We start from the raw sequence: 16,299 nt of genomic DNA, 5'->3' as shown, positions 1-16,299 counted from the left end.
GAGCACCCCACACAGCACCCCGGAGAACCTCCACAAAGGGGGGGGAAAGTCCACCCACCCCCCCCCCCCCCCACGGACCGCTCCCCCGCCACCCCGGGTGGGGGGGGTGTGGCCTTCCCCCCCCCCCCCCCCACCCGGCCCTCGGCGTCCCCGTACCAGGCCCCTCCCGAAAGCGCCCCCGTGAGCACCTCCCGCCGTCGAAGAACCGGCCGTCCCGGCCCCGCCCCGCAGGCCCGCCGCGGCCGGCACGGCGTCGTCCGCCAGGGCCCGCTGCGCACCCACTGGCTGCTGCTGACCGCGCTGCTGCTCACCCTCAGCGCCACCCTGCTGATCCAGGGCTACACCCAGCACCTCTACGACCACCGTCCCGACCAGACCACGCGCCAGGCCGGCTCGGCGGCCGTCCCCGAGCAGGTCCGCACCGGCGGCCCGGTGATCGACGCGTCCGGCCCGCAGCCGCGCACCGCCATGCCGAAGCCCGGCACCGTCGCGCTGACCTTCGACGACGGCCCGGATCCCCGCTGGACCCCGGAGATCCTGGAAACCCTGCGCCGCAACGACGTGCACGCCACCTTCTTCGTGGTCGGCACCCAGGCCGCCGCCCACCCCGACCTGGTCCGCCGGATCGTCGCCGAGGGCCACCAGCTGGGCGTGCACACCTTCACCCACACCGACCTCGGTACTCAGCCCGCCTGGCGCCGTTCGTTGGAGCTGCGCGAGTCCCAGCTGACCCTGGCCGGTGCCGCCGGGGTGACCAGCTCACTGCTGCGCCCGCCGTACTCGTCCACCGCCGAGGCCCTGGACGATCCGGGCTGGTCCGCCGCCCAGCAGGCCGGCCGTGAGGGCTACCTCACCGTGCTCACCACCCGGGACAGTGAGGACTGGCGGCGCCCGGGCATCGCGTCCATCGTGGACACGGTCATCAGCGAGCCCGGCAACCGGCAGGGCCAGATCGTGCTGATGCACGACGCGGGCGGTGACCGCATGCAGACCGTCGCCGCGCTGGACGGCCTGCTGCCCCAGATGAAGGGGCTCGGCTTCCGCTTCACCACCGTCAGCGAGTCCGTCGGCCTGCCCGACCCCGTCCACCCGGCCACCGGGGCCGAGCACTGGCAGGGCCTCGCCCTGATCTGGGTGCTGCGGACCGGCGACTGGACGCTGACCGTCCTGGGCTGGCTGCTCTACGCGGCGGGCGCGGTCAGCGTCCTGCGCGCGGTCGCCGTCCTGGTCGCCGCCCGCCGGCACAAGAGGCTGCGCCGCCGCCGGCCGTGGGGCCCGCCGGTGACGGAGCCGGTCAGCGTGATCGTGCCCGCCTACAACGAGTCGGCCGGCATCGAGGCCGCCGTCCGCTCACTGCTTGCCTCCGACCACCCGGTCGAGATCATCGTGGTCGACGACGGCTCCACCGACGGCACCGCCGACCTGGTGGAGTCGCTGAACCTGCCCTACGTCCGGGTGATCCGGCAGGAGAACGCGGGCAAGCCGGCCGCGCTCAACACTGGCATCGCTGCCGCCCGCGCCGAGCTGCTGGTGATGGTCGACGGCGACACCGTCTTCGAGCCGGACGCCGTCCGGATGCTCGTGCAGCCCTTCGCCGACCCGTCGGTGGGTGCCGTCTCCGGCAACGCCAAGGTGGTCAACCGGGGCGGGCTGCTCGGCCGCTGGCAGCACATCGAGTACGTGGTCGGCTTCAACCTGGACCGCAGGCTCTTCGACCTCGCCGAGTGCATGCCCACCGTCCCGGGCGCGGTCGGCGCCTTCCGCCGCTCGGCGGTGCTCGCGGTCGGCGGTGTCGGGGAGGAGACGCTGGCCGAGGACACCGACCTCACCATGGCCCTCTGCCGGGACGGCTGGCGGGTCGTGTACGAGGAGCGCGCCAAGGCCTGGACGGAGGCGCCGGCCTCGCTGAGCGCGCTCTGGCGGCAGCGCTACCGCTGGTGTTACGGCACCCTGCAGGCGATGTGGAAGCACCGCGGCGCGCTCCGGCAGCACGGGCAGGCCGGCAAGCTCGGCCGGCGCGGTCTCGGCTACCTCCTGATGTTCCAGGTGCTGCTGCCGCTGCTCGCCCCGGTGGTGGACGTCTTCGCGCTGTACGGGCTGGCCTTCCTCGACCCGGCACGGATCATCGGCCTCTGGGCCGCCTTCCTGCTGGTCCAGGTGCTGATGGGCGCCTACGCCTTCCGGCTGGACCGGGAGCGGCTCGGACCGCTCTGGAGCCTGCCCCTGCAGCAGTTCGTCTACCGGCAGCTGATGTACCTGGTGGTGATCCAGTCGGTCTTCACCGCGGTGGCGGGCTCCCGCCTGCGCTGGCAGCGGATGCAGCGGTACGGGAGCCTGCGGGTGCCGGCCGTCTCCGCCGCGGCCGGTGCTCCGCCGGAGCCGGTGGGGACAGGGGGCTATCGTGCACAGGTGCACGAGGCGGTCCGGGGCCCCGGGCAGGGCACGTGAGGGGAGCGGTTCCAGGTGATCGGACGGGCGCTTAACGGGCGTTACGAACTCGTCGAGATACTCGGCGTCGGCGGCATGGCCACCGTCTGGCGGGGCGTGGACCACGTGCTGGGCCGCCAGGTGGCCGTCAAGGTCCTCAACGGAGGCCTCGCCGACGACCCGCGCTTCGCCGAGCGGTTCGGCCGCGAGGCGCAGCACGCCGCGATGCTGGTGCACCCGAGGATCGTCATGGTCTTCGACTCCGGCGTGGACCAGGGCTCGCCGTACATCGTCATGGAGCTGGTGAACGGCCGCTCGCTGGCCACCGTGCTCGCCCAGCAGCCCGGCCTGCCGGTGGAGCGGGCGGTCGGCATCGCGGCGGCCGTCTGCGAGGCGCTGACCGTCGCGCACGGCGCCGGCCTGGTGCACCGCGACATCAAGCCCGGCAACATCATGATCACCGACGACGGCGGGGTGAAGGTCGTCGACTTCGGCATCGCCCGGGCCGGCTCCTCCCACAACCTCACCCAGACCGCTTCGGTGCTCGGTACGGCGGCCTACCTCTCGCCCGAGCAGGCCACGGCGTCCGAGCTGGACGGCCGCACCGACCTCTACGCGGTCGGCTGCGTGCTGACCGAAATGCTCACCGGCGCCACCCCGTTCACCGCCGAGACCCCGGTGGCGATCGCGTTCAAGCACGTCAGCGAGCAGCCGCTGCCGCCGTCCGCGAGACGGGCGGGCGTGCCGGCGGCGCTGGACGTCGCGGTGCTGCGGCTGCTCGCCAAGAACCCGGCCGACCGGCCGGCCGACGCGGCGGCGGCCCGGGCCGAACTGCTCGCCTGCATACCCGGGTTGGTGGTCGGCGACCCGACCGGCGAACTCCTCGCCACCGCCTCGGCCGGTCAGGCCACCCAGCTCCTGCCGCCCGTCCCGGTGCAGCCGGTGGCGGCCACCTCGGTGATGGCCGCCGTCCCGGCGCAGCCGCCGTTCTACGCCGAGTCCCCGTCCGCCCCCGTCCGGGAGAGCCGCCGCAAGCCGCTGGTCCTCGGTGCGCTCGGCCTGGTGGGGGTCGCGGGCGCCGCGATGCTCGCGCTCACCGCCTTCGACGACCCGGCCACCCCGACCGCCACCCCTCCCGCCGTCACCAAGCCCGCCCAGGCCACCCCGCCCGCCACGGCACCCACGCCCACCGCGACCACCGCCGCACCCACCACCCCGGCCGCGCTCCCGACCCCGTCCGCCGGCGCCACCCCGCCGCGCGGCCAGGCTCAGGCCCTCCAGCTCAACGCCCTTCGCCAGGCCGTCGCCCAGGCCCAGATCACCAAGGAGCGCGACCGCCAGCTCGACCTGCTGCACACCCTCGACGACGCCTCCGCCCGCCTCAACCAGGGCCAACCGGACGACGCGGTGCAGGAGTTGAAGAACGCCCAGAAGATCGTTCGGGACATGGCGAAGAAGCACGCCATCGACGCCCTGACGTCCGCGAACTGGAACACCCGGCTCAGCGTCCTGATCACCTCCCTCAACGCGACGGCCGACCGCAACCAGAACGACTGAACGCGGCCCTCTGCTTCGGCGCGTCCTGTCGGACCTGCCCGGTACGGTCGGCCGGTGACACGCGAAGAAATGGAGTGGGCCGCCGCCGACGCCCGCCTTGCCGCCGTCGAACTCGGTGACGTCCAGGCCTGGTTGGCAGCCGCCGGCCCGGAGCCGGCGGGCCCGCTCGGTGCCGAGGTCTGGGTCTTCGACCGGCAGCTCAGCCGCGTCCTGCTGGTGCGGCACCGTTGGCGCGGCTGGGTCCCACCGGGTGGCCAGGTCGAGCCGGGCGAGACGCCCCGCACCGCCGCCCGCCGAGAACTCCTCGAAGAGGCCGGTCTGCGCGCCGAGTTGCTCCACCGGCCGGCCCTGGCAGCCGTTCGCTCCTATCATCCCGGCGCCCCCGCCACACTGAGCCTGTCCTACGTCGCGGTCGTGGACGCGGCGGTTCCCCTGGTGGCAGAGGAGGGCCAGCCGGCGGCCTGGACGCGCCTGGACGAGGAGTGGGAGAGCTGCTTCCCCGGCGACCGGGAGCGAATGCGCCGGCACGCCGGGCGGATCGCCCGCGGCGTCACCGGATGACCATCCGGCTGTGGAGGGGGAAGTCGGCGGGTCCGCTTTCCCCCTCCACAGCCGGTGCCGGGCAGGTGGTCATCGGCCGGCGGCGCGGCTGGTGGCCTCCCAGCCGGCCCAGTCGGCCTTGCGCCGGTCGGCGGCGTCCTGGGCGACGTCGTACATGGCGCTGCCGAGGACGAGGCGCAGGGGCGGCTGGTCGCTGTCGACGAGGGCGAGGACGGCGTCGGCGGCGTTGGCCGGGTCGGCGTCCTCGGCGTCGCCCCACATCTCGGCGAGGGCGGTGTGCAGGGGCTCGTAGGCCTCGTGGCGGGGCTGGGTGCGCATGGCGGTGTAGAGGTCGGTGGTGTAGCCGCCGGGTTCGACGATGGTGACCTTGATGCCGAACGGGGCGACCTCCTGGGCGAGCGCCTCGGTCATGCCTTCCAGCGCCCACTTGCTGGCGCTGTACAGCCCGGTGGTGGCGAAGCCGATGATGCCGCCGACGCTGGAGATCTGGATGATGTGGCCGCTCTGCTGTGCACGCAGGTGGGGGAGGACGGCTTGGGTGACCCAGAGGGCGCCGAAGAAGTTGGTTTCGAGCTGGGCGCGGGCGTCGCTCTCGGTGAACTCCTCGACGGTGCCGCTGGTCATGATGCCGGCGTTGTTGACGACGACGTCGATGCGGCCGAAGGCGGCGGCGGCCTTGTCGACGGTGGCCGCGACGGCTTCGCGGTCGGTGACGTCGAGGGGGAGGACGACGAGCCGGCCGGGGTGTTCGGCGAGGGTCGGGTCGAGGAGTGCGGTGCGGCGGGCGGTGGCCACGACCCGGTCGCCGGCGGCGAGCGCGGCGCGGGTGAAGGCGAGGCCGAGGCCGCTGGACGCGCCGGTGACGAACCAGACGCGGTCGGTGGTGTTTCGAGTCATCGCGATGGCCTCTCGGTCTCTGCCTGCTGATTGAACGAGACGTATCGTCTCGCGTTCCCACCACTATGAACCCTGTCGGGCGACTCGTCAAGACGAGACGGTTCGTCTCGTTGTCGCTGGGCGCTGATAGCGTCGGAGCCGGCCGTAATGATCACGGGAGGGCGGCAGGCATGCAGGAAGTGACACGTCACCAGGTCGGCGAAGAGCGCCTCGGTCGGGCCCTTGAGGACATCAGGGGGCGGGCCTTCGGCCGCTGGCACGGCCTGCGCTACGACAGCCTCTCCCTGAAGCGGATGCGCGAGATGGGCGTCGAGCTCCTCGACCACGCGGCCGCGTGCACCCCGGAGGACCCGGCGCTCGACGCGGCCCCCGCGCGGCTGGTCCTGCGGACGGCCGCGGAGTGCGCCCTCGGGGTGCTGGGCCTCGGGGCCTTCCCCGACGGCGACTTCGAGGTCGTCCTCCCGCTCGTCGGCCAGGAGCTCCGCAGCGAGGACTTCGCCTTCGGGCACGGCGTGGACGAGGCCCCCACGGCACGGACCTGGGTGGAGGCGTTCGCGATGTGCGCGATCACCGGCCTGCTCCGGGAGCCGGCACGGCTGGTCGGCCCCCTGCTGAAGGAGGACTACGCGCCCGCGATCCGCGACGGGGTGCCGTACTCGCCCCTGGACTCGGTCTCCGACCCGGCCGACCTCGCCGAGATGGACGCGCTCTGCGCGTACCTGGCCGACATGGTCGGCACCTGGCCCCGGATGCAGCCCGGGCCCGAACCCCTGGTCAAGCCGGCCGTCGACGGGCGCGCGGAGGCGGCCCGCCGACTGGACGCCGCAGGCGCGCTGACCCCCGACCAGCGGCTGCTGCGCGTACTGCTGGACGACGACCAGCCCGCCTTCGAACAGGCCCTGGCCGACCGCCTCCACCGCCATCGCGACGAGGCCGGCCCCGACCCGGAGCCGCGGACCCTGCTCCCGGTCGGGGCGATCGCGGTGGCCCTGATCGCCGTCCAGGCACACGGCTGGTCGCTCGGCGTCCGCTCCGGCTACCTCCCGCAGGGCCTGCTGCACGCCGGTCAGCGGTAGACCAGGCGGCCGTCGGCGGGCGACACCGCATGCCCAACTGAGCGCGACCACGAAGGCCCTCGCCCACCCGGGCGAGGGCCTCGCCGCGCGAACCGGCGTCGAGGGCGGCCGGCGCGGGGGCAGGACGTCCTACTCCGTCGAGTTCACCGAACGCAGTCGCCGGGCCGGGGGAACCCCACCCGCCCGGCCACCGGCACTCCTGGCTATCCGAGTGGTCACCCGAACTGGCCGGGCTGGTAGTCGCCCGCGGGCATCTGGAGCATGACGTTCGCGCGGTTGAAGGCGTTGATGACGGTGATGACACCCACCAGGGCGCCGAGCTGGTCCTCGTCGTAGTGCTTGGCGGCGTTCGCCCAGACCGCGTCCGGGACGCCGCCGGCCGCATCGGCGATGCGGGTGGCCTGCTCCGCCAGCTCCAGTGCCGCGCGCTCGGCCTCGGTGAACACCGTGGCCTCCCGCCAAGCCGCGACCAGGTTGAGGCGCTCCGCGGACTCTCCGGCGTGCATGGCGTCCTTGAAGTGCATGTCGGTGCAGAAGCCGCAGCCATTGATCTGGCTGGCGCGGAGCTTCACCAGCTCCTGCGTCGAGGCCGGCAAGGTCGAGTCCGCAAGCACCTTGCCCGCGGCGATGATGTGCTTGAAGACCTTGCCCAGGACCGGGTTGGTGAAGGGGTTCAGGCGTGCTTCCATGATGCGCTCCATTGCCGTCGTCTTGCGGTTGCACACCTTTGACACCGCAGCTCGGCGAGCTGTGACAGGGGCGTCCCGTGACGTGCATCACCCCTGCCCGCTCCGGGGGTTGGCCCTGTGCGACAGCGCCAACCCGGCCGACCCGACGGCCCGGCGCGAGGCCGTCGCCGCCCTCCTCGCCGCGCCGGCCGACCCGGACGAGGACCTCGTCCGCCGGTACGCCGCGATGGCGCTCGGCCCCGACGCCCCGGCCGTCGACCGGGCCATGATCGCGGCCATCACGAGCGAGGACGAGGACCCCCTGGTACGCGAAAACGCCCTGTCCGCCCTCAAGGACGCCGGTCACTCGCCCCAACGAGCGGAACTGCTGGAAGCATTGACGCAGGACACCACCCTCGGCGGCGAGGCCGCCCGCATCCTCGAAAAGTGGGAAACATGCTGACCATCGGTTCCGTCGTCCTTGGCGTCGAGGACGTCCGCCGCGCAGTCGCCTTCTGGACGGCCGCCCTCGACTACGTGCCGCGCGACGAGATCGACGACCGCTGGGTCGTCCTCGTCCCCGCGAAGGGCACCGGCGTACAGGTGGCGCTCGGCCGCAGCGAGTCGCCGGTGCAGGAGCACCCGCGCGTCCACCTCGACCTCTACGCGGCCGACGCCGCCGACCAGGCCGCCGAGGTCGAGCGCCTGGTCGCCCTCGGCGCCCGGCACGTCGACTGGGACAGCTACCCGGAGGACCCGGACTTCGTCGTCCTCGCGGACCCGGACGGCAACCGCTTCTGCGTCATCGACACCAGCCGGGGTGAAGCGGGCTAGCCGACCGCGTTTCCCGCGCCGCACTCGGTGGGCGTGCGGCTCACCGTGGTCTGATGCCGTCCGACCGCTCGGCTAGCCGCGCCGCCGCACCCGGCTCTCGACACCGCTGCGGACCTGGCGGCTCAGCGCCCCGGCCGCCGTCGCGATGAAGACGAAGTTGTACGTGATCTGCAGCATCACCACCAGCCGAGGCGCCTGCCCGGACGCGGTGATGTCGCCGTAGCCGACCGTGGACATGGTGACGATGGTGAAGTAGAGCGCGTCGAGCCGGGTGTTGAGCCCCACGAACTCGTCGGGCTGGGCGCCGAGGACGTAGTAGGTGCCGGCGAAGACGGTCATCGAGAGGCAGATCAGGAAGACCAGCCAGATCCCCGGACGGCGGCCGGTGCCGTTCAGGATGTCGATGATCCGGGCGAGCAGCAGGGCGCTCAGGCCGGTCAGGACGAGGCCGAAGAACAGCCAGCTGACCACCGGCCGGTCCTCGCCGAAGAAGCGCAGCGGCAGGGTGAAGTACGCGACCATCAGCACGGTGAACGACCCCAGCAGAAGGCACCAGGCCCGCAGGTCGATGCGGTCCCGGGGCGGTGGCGGCTGGTCGTCGGACATCCAGCCCAGCTTCCGGCAGCGCACCGGCCCGCGCCCGCCGGACTGCTCCGACCGGGACGGGCGGAGGGCCGACGAAGGGCAGGCGGCCTCAGCCGGCCAGGCCCTGCCGGATCGCCAGGACGGCCAGCCGGACCCGGTTCGGGCTGCCGGTCTTGGTCATCAGGTTGGAGACGTGGGTCTTCACCGTGGTCACGCCGAGGTGCATCCGTTCGGCGATCTCGATGTTCGAGAGCCCGTCGGCGATGTGCCGCAGCACCTCGTGCTCGCGCCCGGTGAGGCCGCCGACGGGTTGGCGCCGCCCGTCCTCGCCGGTCCAGTCGGACGCGGCCCGGGCGACCACCCGCCGCAGGACGGCCGGGCTGTACGGGCTCTCACCGGCCGCCGCCCGCCGGACGGCGTCGAGGACGGCGGCGGGCTCGACGTCCTTGGCGAGGAAGCCGCAGGCGCCGGCAGCCAGGGCCGGGTAGAGGCGGTCGTCGTCGTCGAAGGTGGTGAGGACGACGATCCGGGCGGCGGGCAGCAGGCGGTTCAGTTCGCGGGTGGCGGCGATGCCGTCGGTGCCGGGCATGTGGAGGTCCATCAGGACGACGTCGGGGCGAAGTCGCAGGGCCAGTTCGACGGCCTGCGCGCCGTCCGCGGCCTCGCCGGCGACGGCCAGGTCGTCGGCGGACTCGCAGAGCATCCGCACGCCGGCCCGGACCAGCTGCTGGTCGTCGACGATCAGGACGCCGATCACGCGGCACCCCCGTAGGTCTTCGCGAAGGAACCCGGCACGGCCGGTACGCCGGGTGCGGTCAGCGGCCAGGAGGCCGCCAGGCGCCAGCCGCCCGGCACCGGTCCGGCCTCGACCGCCCCGCCGACCAGCGCGACCCGCTCTCGCATGCCGAGCAGCCCGTGGCCGCCGGTCAGGCCTTGCGGTGTACCCCGGCCCGCCGGCACTTCGTTCTCCAGCTCCAACCGCACACTCTCCCCCTCCGTCGTGGCCTCTGTCGTGGCCCGCAGCCGGACCCTCGCCCCCGCTCCGGCGTGCCGGGCGACGTTGGCCAGCCCCTCCTGCACCAGCCGCAGCACCGTCAGCCCGCCGATCGCGTCCAGCTCGCCGAGCCGTCCGCCGATGTCGGCGTCGATCCGCAGGCCTGCCTGCCGGGAGCGTTCGACCACGCCGTGGACGGCGGCCGGCAGGTCGGTGGTCTCGGCCAGCAGCGGGGCCAGGTGCCCGGCGTCGGGCTCCCGCAGGGCGGCGAGCAGGCGCCGCAGGTCGGCGAGGGCGGTGGTGGCGCCCGCGTGCACGTCGTCCAGGACGGCGGCCAGCCGCGGGTCGGTGCCGGGTAGGACGTGCCGGGCGACCCCGACCCGCAGCACGGTGGAGGCCAGGTGGTGGGCCACCATGTCGTGCAGCTCGCGGGCGATGGCGGCGCGTTCGCCCATCCGGGCGCCCCACTCGGCGAGGTCGCGGCTGTGCTCGGCCTCGCGGGCCCGCTCCTGGGCCGTCCGGGCGGCCTGCTCGGCCGAACGGAGGTAGCCGGCCAGCAGCACCGGGACGCCGCCGACCACCGTCGCCCCGTACAGCGCACCCGGGACGCCCCAGGGCATTTCGGACCAGGGCAGCCCGGCCCGGGCGGCGGCGAGTGGGGCGGTGGCGAGTTGGACGGCGGCCAGGGCGGCCCCGGCCCAGACGACCGGCGGGCCCCAGCGGCGCAGCGCCAGTTCGAAGAAGGCGGCGGCGGCTCCGACCTTGACCTCGACGTGCACGGTGGCGGCGGCCGGTGCGGCGGTGAGCGCCAGCAGCGCGCACTGTCCGAGCGCGACGGCCAGCGGCCACCGCCCGCCGAGCGCCGCCAGCAGCAGCGCGCCGAGGCCGATCGCCCAGCCGCCCGCGCCCAGCTCCGCGGGGCGGCCCGTCAGCAGCAGGTACCCGAGCCCGGATGCCAGCAGGGCGGGCCGCAGCAGCCGCAGCCCCCGCCATCGTGTTCCCGTCACATTGTCGAGACTAGGGTCGGGCCGGTCCGGGCTGATCGTCCCTCAGGGTGAGAACGGGCCTCCTCCTTCAGGCCGGCCGTGTCCGCCCCAGGCCGGATGGCCGGTCGAGGGTGCGGTCGGGTCGGGATGCGACAGAGCCCCCGCTGCGGTCAGCGGGGGCTCTGTCGGAAATCCGGGAAACTCAGGCCGTGGTGGACCGGGGGGTCTCGGTGGCCTTGGTGATGTTGGTCGGCGTCACGGCCGGGCGCGCCTGCTCGGCGGCCGGCTGCTGCGGGGCGGCGGCGGTGTTCTGCGCCGTGCCCTGGGCGGCCGCGTCGGCGGGGGCGTCGTCCTCGCGCAGAGCCTTGGTCTCCGCCTTGAGGATGCGCATGGACTTGCCGAGACCGCGCGCCATCTCCGGCAGCTTCTTCGATCCGAACAGCAGGACAACGACAGCCAGCACCACCAGGAGGTGCCAGGGCTCAAGACCGTTCCGCAGCATCCCTGGCCACCGGTCCCTTCTCTTCTAGAGTCACAGGAGGGCAAAGCGCCCGACTTGGCCAGTATGCCTGTCCGCGGAGGCGAACGTATACACCGGCCGGGAAACGCTGGTCAAAAAGCAGATGTTGCGCGGGCGGCCCGGGGAGAGTGGTATAGACCACTGTGCGTAGGGGGTGCGGAGGCCTCGGGGTGCCCCGGTCTCAGCCGCCGTACCCGATGATCAGAGCACAGAACACCGTGGCCACCACCGCCACCCCCACCGAGAGCACCAGCAGGACCGGCGTCCGCGGCAGCGGAGCCCCCTCCCGCATCGCCGCCTCCACCCGCGCCCACCGCCGGTAGGCCGTCGCCCCGAGCAGCGCGCCGCCGAGCGCGCAGACCACGGCCAGCATGATCCGCAACGGCTCGGGGGCGACGCCGGGGGTGAGCTGGTCCACGGCGATCCCGCCCGCGAGCAGGCCGAGCGCGGTGCGGATCCAGGCGAGGAAGGTCCGCTCGTTGGCCAGCGAGAAGCGGTAGTCCGGCTCGCCGCTGCCACCCTGCTGCTCGTCCGGCTCCGGCCCCGGTTCCGATGACGGCATCGGCCCTCCAGCTCCGCCCGGCATTACCGTCGACCCTAGGGCATGTCCGGGCGCGCAGCCCGGGAAACCGGTGTGCGGCGGCCGGCCTCCGTCCGCGAAACTGCCGCAATGACCACCGACACGTCCCGCACCGACACGCTCGACGCCGCGGCGCCCCGGAGTGCGCAGGAACGCGCACTCCGGCACGTCGCGGCCCTTGCCTCCGGGCCGCCGGTCGACCCCGGCCTGCGCGTCACCCTCAACTTCCACCCCGACCGGGTTTCCGACGGCCGGCCGATCCTGGAGGCGCTCGCCGGCGAGGCCGTCTACCGCTCCCAGTTCGTCACCGGCACCAGCAACGGCGGCCTCACCGCCCACCCCGGCGGCGACCGCTGGCGCTGGGAGAGCCGAATTTTCGGCGGCGCCTACGACAGCGCCCCCGCCGAGGCGCGCCCGGTGTACGGGGCGCTCAACTTCCGCCGCAAGCCGCTCGGCGCCGCGCCGCGGTTCGGCTCGGCCCACTTCCGGCTGAGCGCGCCCGCCCTGGCCCGCGTCACGTTCTGCTACCCCGACAGCTTCCTCGAACCCGCCGACTTCGGCGTCGCCGACCGGTTCGGCCTCGTCCCGCTCGCCGAGGCCGACGACGCCGACGCCCTGGACGACTACATCGAGGCCCAGGTGCACGGCGAGGTCCGGCTCGACCGGGACGTCGAGGCGCTCGTCCTCGATCCGAGCCACCGCGGCACCCCCGTCGAGGAACAGGCCCGCCGCCTCCCCTGCCCGGTCGAGTGGCACCCGGGCGTCCGCCTCTCCACCGACGAGCTGCGCCGTCACCCCGACTACCGTGGACCCGAGTTCGTCGCCCTCGGGCTCGCGATCGCCGAGGACGGCCACCTCGACCCGCGCATCCTCGGCGAGGCCGCCCGCACCGGCCGGTACGACCCGCAGGACCTCAAGAGGGTCTGGCACCTGCTCGCCCGCTTCGGCTCGGCCGCCGGCCCGGACGCTCCCTAGGCCCGGCGGGCCAGCAGGTAGCCGCGGTGGGTCTGCGCCTCCTCCGGGTACGGGGCCCGCTCCAGGCGCGCCTCGACGGTGAATCCGGCCTCCGCCAGCAGGCCGGCGACGGTTTCGAGCTCCAGGAAGTGGAAGTCCACGTCCACCTGGTGGCCCCACCACTCGTCCAGCCGGCGGACCTCCGTGCCGAGGTGGAACGAGACCAGCAGGGTGCCGGACGGCTCCAGCACCCGCCGCATCTCCGCGAACGCGGGCCGCAGCTCGGCCGGTTCGAGGTGGATCACCGAGTAGAGGGCGACCGCGGCGGCGAACTCCCCGTCCGCCGCGGGCAGCCGCAGCAGGTCCCCCTCGCGGAACTCCGCCGCCGGGTGCTCCCGCCGCGCGAGCTCCACCATCACCGGCGACAGGTCGACCCCCACCACCTTCGCCCCGTGCTCCGCCAGCCACCCCGTCACATGCCCCGGCCCGCAGCCGAGATCCGCCACCAACCCGCCCGCGGCGGTCTCCACGACCACCCCGAGCAGCCCCCGGTCCACCACCTTGAACGCCAGCTCACCCCCCACCCGCTCGCGGTACTCCTCCGCGACGACGTCGTAACTCGCCCGCACTCGCCCGTGATCAGCACTGTTCGCCATGCGGCCAGCCTGCCAGGGAGGTTCGGCGGGCGTGGCCGAGTCCGACAGATGTACATGTACTACATTGGTGACATGACTGAGCCGGTAGTCGAATCGATGGCCGAGGTCCGCAGTCACTTGGCGGACGTCATCGACCGCGCGCGGAGGGACGAGACTCCGACGATCATCACGCGACGCGGCAGGCAGGAAGCCGTAGTGATCGACATCGCCGAGTACCAGCGTCTGCGGCAACTGGCCGAGTCCGCCGAGGAGGCATGGCTCAACCGCCTGGCCGACGAGGCGGAGGCCGAGGGTGTCGAGGGGTCGGTCTCGCTTGAGGAGATGGCCGCCATGCTCCGCGACCACCACGGCTGACCGCGGTGGGGTACGTCACGAGGTTCATGCCGCACGCACAGCGGAACATGCTCAAGATCCCCCGGCCGGACGCGGTGCGTCTCCTCCATCGGCTGGCCGACCTGCAGCGGGCCCTGGACGGCGGCGACACCTCCGCGTTCGACATCAAGGCACTCCAGGGCCACAGCGCGCGGTGGCGGCTGAGGGTGGGGGACTACCGGGTCGTGTACACGGTCGAGGACGGGCAGTTGGTCGTCTGGGTCCTGGCCGTGGGCAACCGCCGGGACGTGTAGCGCCGGCCGTAGGCACTGCGGGCGTGCGAGAGCCCCCGTCCCCGTGGGCGGGGAGGGGGGCTCTTGATGACGCGCAGGGGGTGGGGCCAGGGGGGCGGGATCAGGCGGCGGGCTCGGTGGGGCGGGCGGGGAGGTGGGACATCAGGCGGTAGGCCAGGAGGGCGGCGCCGACCGCGAAGACCAGGCCGACCACGGCGGCGACGTGCAGGCCTTCGGTGAAGGCGGCGCGGGCGGTGTCGAGCAGCTCGGTGCCGAGCCGGCCGGGCAGGCCGGCGGCGACGGTGACGGCGCCGCCGAGGGTGTCCTGGGCGGTGTGGAGCGCCTCGCCGTCGAGGCCGGCCGGCAGGGCGCCGTCGAGCCGGAAGCGGTAGACGGCGGCGCCGGTCGCGCCGAGCAGGGCGATGCCGAGGGAGCTGCCGAGCTCGACGGCGGTCTCGGAGGTGGCGGAGGCGGCGCCGGCCCGCTCGGCCGGGGCGGCGGAGACCACCATCTCGGCGGTGAGGGTCATGGTGCCGACGGTGCCGGCGGCCAGGATGCCCGCCGCGGTGAGGATGAGGGCGAGCGGGGAGTCCGCGCCGACCTGGGTCATCATCGCGAAGCCGGCCGCGCCGACCAGGAAGCCGCCGGCCATCAGGACCGCGGGCCGGACCTTCCCGGCGAGCGCCGAGCCGAGGCCGACCGCGGCGCCGACGCCCACGCTGGGGACGAGCGACCAGAGCGACGCGGTCAGCGGGCTCATGCCCTTGACCAGCTGGAGGTACTGCGAGGTGAAGAGGGTGAAGCCCATCATCGCGAACATCGCGATGGAGTTGACGCTGATCGCCCCGCTGAAGGCGCGGATCCGGAAGAGGCTCAGGTCGAGCAGCGGGTCGGCGGCGGTGCGCTGGCGGCGGACGAAGGCCGCGGCGAACAGCAGGCCGACGGGGACGGCCAGCGCGGGGAGCAGGCTCCAGCCGTCGACGGCGAGGGTCTTGACGCCGTAGACCAGCGGCAGGATCGCGGCCAGCGAGAGCCCGGCGCCGGGCAGGTCGAAGCGGCCGCGCTGCGGGGTGCGGTACTCGGGCAGCAGTACCGGGGCGGTGACCAGCAGCAGGGCCATCACCGGGATGGCGATCAGGAAGGCCGAGCCCCACCAGAAGTGGTCGAGCAGGAGGCCGCCGACGACGGGCCCGAGGGTGGCGCCGGTGGTGAGGACGGCGCCCCAGGCGCCGAGGGCGATCTGCCGCTGCTTGGGGTCGTGGAACATGTTGCGGATCAGTGCGAGCGTCGAGGGCATCACGGTCGCCCCGGCGGCGCCCAGCACGGCTCGGGCGGCTATCAGCTGTCCGGCGCCGTCCGCGTAGGCGGCCAGCAGGGAGGCGCCGATGAAGCCGGTGGCGCCGATCATCAGCAGCCGCCGGCGGCCGATCCGGTCGCCCAGCGAGCCCATCGTGATCAGCAGTCCGGCCAGCAGGAACGAGTACATGTCCATGATCCACAGCTGCTCGGTGGCGCTCGGCGCCAGCGTGGTGGAGATGTACGGGACGGCGAAGAAGAGCACGCCCATGTCCATGGTGAGGACGAGGGTCGGAAGCAGGAGGACGGCCAGGCCGACCCATGTGTGACGGCCTGCGCGGCCGGTGGTTGCGGTCATGGGGACGACAGTAGAGGCCGCCTTGCACGTTTGTCTAGCACGGTCGTCTAAATCAACCGTCTAACTCGTGCGTCTTATTCATCTGTTCAACTCGGCGTGCAAGACGCGCGTGCAAGACACGTGTCTGGATTGACCGTACCATTGGGACCATGGGAAATCGTGAAGACCTGCTCGCCGGCGCCAAGCGCTGCCTGCTCGACAAGGGCTACGGGCGCACCACCGCCCGCGACATCGCCAATGCCTCCGGCGTCAGCCTGGCCGCCATCGGCTACCACTTCGGCTCCAAGGAGTCGCTGCTCGACGCGGCGCTGATCGAGGCCATGGGGGAGTGGGGCAGCACGCTGGGCGCCGTGGTGGAGCGGGCGTACGAGATCTCGGACGACCCCGAGGAGCGGTTCGTCGCGGTCTGGGACGGCGTGAAGGAGACGTTCGCCGAGCACCGCGGCCTCTGGACGGCGCAGTTCGAGGCGATGCTGCAGACCGACCGGGCGCCCCAGCTGCAGGAGGCGCTCGCCAGTGCCCAGAAGGAGGGCCGGCTCGGGCTCGCGGCGCTGTTCCAGGGGCTCGAAGAGGTGCCGGACACCGAGGAGGAGCTGGCCCGCGGCATGTTCTACCAGGCGCTGCTGGTCGGCCTGGTCGGCCAGTGGCTGGCCTCGCCCGAACTGGCGCCGACCGGGCGGGACTTCCTGCGCGGCCTGCGGCTGGTCGGTGACACCGTGCTCAGGCCGGCCGTCTCGTAGCCGCG

The 16,299-nt window shown here is 73.5% G+C and carries 19 protein-coding genes; 10 read left to right on the top strand and 9 right to left on the bottom strand.

The genetic code is table 11. The features are described 5' to 3' along the window. Positions 1 to 180: 180 nt before the first annotated feature. Genes ACZ6NC_RS16975 through ACZ6NC_RS16965 form a run of 3 tightly spaced genes read left to right on the top strand, consistent with a single transcriptional unit; the run spans position 181 to position 4,545 of the window. Positions 181 to 2,448 carry a bifunctional polysaccharide deacetylase/glycosyltransferase family 2 protein gene (locus ACZ6NC_RS16975; protein WP_465733375.1) on the top strand — a complete coding sequence of 756 codons (2,268 nt, stop codon included), beginning with the start codon at positions 181 to 183 and terminating at the stop codon, positions 2,446 to 2,448. 15 nt (positions 2,449 to 2,463) lie between these two features. Further along, positions 2,464 to 3,984: a protein kinase domain-containing protein gene (locus tag ACZ6NC_RS16970; RefSeq protein ID WP_465733373.1), complete on the top strand. Its 1,521-nt coding sequence runs from the start codon at positions 2,464 to 2,466 to the stop codon at positions 3,982 to 3,984. 54 nt (positions 3,985 to 4,038) lie between these two features. Continuing rightward, entirely contained in the window at positions 4,039 to 4,545 is a 507-nt protein-coding gene (locus ACZ6NC_RS16965) for an NUDIX domain-containing protein (RefSeq protein ID WP_465733371.1), read from the top strand. 69 nt (positions 4,546 to 4,614) lie between these two features. On the opposite strand, the gene ACZ6NC_RS16960 is transcribed toward ACZ6NC_RS16965, so the two are convergent. After that, complete coding sequence (locus tag ACZ6NC_RS16960) at positions 4,615 to 5,442, bottom strand: SDR family NAD(P)-dependent oxidoreductase (protein ID WP_465733369.1); 828 nt, start codon at positions 5,440 to 5,442, stop codon at positions 4,615 to 4,617. 170 nt (positions 5,443 to 5,612) lie between these two features. Here ACZ6NC_RS16960 and ACZ6NC_RS16955 point away from each other — a divergent pair, with 170 nt between their 5' ends. Then, the gene (locus ACZ6NC_RS16955; RefSeq protein ID WP_465733367.1) at positions 5,613 to 6,518 is read left to right on the top strand and encodes an immunity 49 family protein; all 906 of its coding nucleotides are present in this window, start codon (positions 5,613 to 5,615) and stop codon (positions 6,516 to 6,518) included. 215 nt (positions 6,519 to 6,733) lie between these two features. Here ACZ6NC_RS16955 and ACZ6NC_RS16950 read toward each other — a convergent pair whose 3' ends face one another. Further along, positions 6,734 to 7,207 (bottom strand): carboxymuconolactone decarboxylase family protein, encoded by a 474-nt coding sequence (locus ACZ6NC_RS16950; RefSeq protein WP_465733365.1) that lies wholly within the window; start codon positions 7,205 to 7,207, stop codon positions 6,734 to 6,736. Positions 7,208 to 7,316: 109 nt separating this feature from the next. Between ACZ6NC_RS16950 and ACZ6NC_RS16945 the strand changes: the two genes are divergently transcribed. Beyond that, positions 7,317 to 7,649 (top strand): HEAT repeat domain-containing protein, encoded by a 333-nt coding sequence (locus tag ACZ6NC_RS16945; protein ID WP_465733363.1) that lies wholly within the window; start codon positions 7,317 to 7,319, stop codon positions 7,647 to 7,649. Next, complete coding sequence (locus tag ACZ6NC_RS16940) at positions 7,643 to 8,020, top strand: VOC family protein (protein ID WP_465733361.1); 378 nt, start codon at positions 7,643 to 7,645, stop codon at positions 8,018 to 8,020. The genes ACZ6NC_RS16945 and ACZ6NC_RS16940 overlap by 7 nt, the downstream gene beginning before the upstream one ends. 72 nt (positions 8,021 to 8,092) lie before the next feature. Here ACZ6NC_RS16940 and ACZ6NC_RS16935 read toward each other — a convergent pair whose 3' ends face one another. The 5 genes from ACZ6NC_RS16935 to ACZ6NC_RS16915 form a co-directional block, all read right to left on the bottom strand. Then, the gene (locus ACZ6NC_RS16935) at positions 8,093 to 8,626 is read right to left on the bottom strand and encodes a potassium channel family protein (RefSeq protein WP_465733359.1); all 534 of its coding nucleotides are present in this window, start codon (positions 8,624 to 8,626) and stop codon (positions 8,093 to 8,095) included. A gap of 88 nt (positions 8,627 to 8,714) precedes the next feature. After that, complete coding sequence (locus ACZ6NC_RS16930) at positions 8,715 to 9,362, bottom strand: response regulator (RefSeq protein WP_465733357.1); 648 nt, start codon at positions 9,360 to 9,362, stop codon at positions 8,715 to 8,717. Then, complete coding sequence (locus tag ACZ6NC_RS16925) at positions 9,359 to 10,606, bottom strand: sensor histidine kinase (protein WP_465733355.1); 1,248 nt, start codon at positions 10,604 to 10,606, stop codon at positions 9,359 to 9,361. The genes ACZ6NC_RS16930 and ACZ6NC_RS16925 overlap by 4 nt, the downstream gene beginning before the upstream one ends. 181 nt (positions 10,607 to 10,787) lie before the next feature. Next, positions 10,788 to 11,087, bottom strand: coding sequence for a Sec-independent protein translocase subunit TatA (gene tatA, locus ACZ6NC_RS16920; protein WP_465733353.1), 300 nt, complete (start codon positions 11,085 to 11,087; stop codon positions 10,788 to 10,790). A gap of 199 nt (positions 11,088 to 11,286) precedes the next feature. Then, positions 11,287 to 11,667, bottom strand: a complete 381-nt coding sequence (locus ACZ6NC_RS16915; RefSeq protein WP_465733351.1) for a YidH family protein — start codon at positions 11,665 to 11,667, stop codon at positions 11,287 to 11,289. Between the two features lie 108 nt (positions 11,668 to 11,775). Here ACZ6NC_RS16915 and ACZ6NC_RS16910 point away from each other — a divergent pair, with 108 nt between their 5' ends. Beyond that, entirely contained in the window at positions 11,776 to 12,660 is an 885-nt protein-coding gene (locus tag ACZ6NC_RS16910; RefSeq protein WP_465733349.1) for a DUF3626 domain-containing protein, read from the top strand. Here the strand turns inward: ACZ6NC_RS16910 and ACZ6NC_RS16905 are convergent. Beyond that, the gene (locus ACZ6NC_RS16905; RefSeq protein WP_465733347.1) at positions 12,657 to 13,295 is read right to left on the bottom strand and encodes a class I SAM-dependent methyltransferase; all 639 of its coding nucleotides are present in this window, start codon (positions 13,293 to 13,295) and stop codon (positions 12,657 to 12,659) included. The genes ACZ6NC_RS16910 and ACZ6NC_RS16905 overlap by 4 nt on opposite strands. Positions 13,296 to 13,367: 72 nt before the next feature. Here ACZ6NC_RS16905 and ACZ6NC_RS16900 point away from each other — a divergent pair, with 72 nt between their 5' ends. Together ACZ6NC_RS16900 and ACZ6NC_RS16895 are read left to right on the top strand one after the other, a co-directional pair. Next, complete coding sequence (locus ACZ6NC_RS16900; protein WP_465733345.1) at positions 13,368 to 13,649, top strand: type II toxin-antitoxin system Phd/YefM family antitoxin; 282 nt, start codon at positions 13,368 to 13,370, stop codon at positions 13,647 to 13,649. Between the two features lie 5 nt (positions 13,650 to 13,654). Then, the gene (locus ACZ6NC_RS16895; RefSeq protein ID WP_465733343.1) at positions 13,655 to 13,921 is read left to right on the top strand and encodes a type II toxin-antitoxin system RelE family toxin; all 267 of its coding nucleotides are present in this window, start codon (positions 13,655 to 13,657) and stop codon (positions 13,919 to 13,921) included. 100 nt (positions 13,922 to 14,021) lie between these two features. Here ACZ6NC_RS16895 and ACZ6NC_RS16890 read toward each other — a convergent pair whose 3' ends face one another. After that, positions 14,022 to 15,554, bottom strand: coding sequence for an MFS transporter (locus ACZ6NC_RS16890; RefSeq protein ID WP_465733341.1), 1,533 nt, complete (start codon positions 15,552 to 15,554; stop codon positions 14,022 to 14,024). 149 nt (positions 15,555 to 15,703) lie between these two features. Between ACZ6NC_RS16890 and ACZ6NC_RS16885 the strand changes: the two genes are divergently transcribed. Beyond that, a complete protein-coding gene (locus ACZ6NC_RS16885; protein WP_465733339.1) occupies positions 15,704 to 16,294 on the top strand; it encodes a TetR/AcrR family transcriptional regulator in 591 nt (196 codons plus the stop codon). Positions 16,295 to 16,299 lie beyond the last annotated feature (5 nt).

It is taken from the genome of Kitasatospora sp. NPDC041988, from assembly GCF_055588525.1.
Note: the sequence above shows the minus strand (reverse complement) of the source record. Positions and strands in the feature narration are given on the sequence as shown.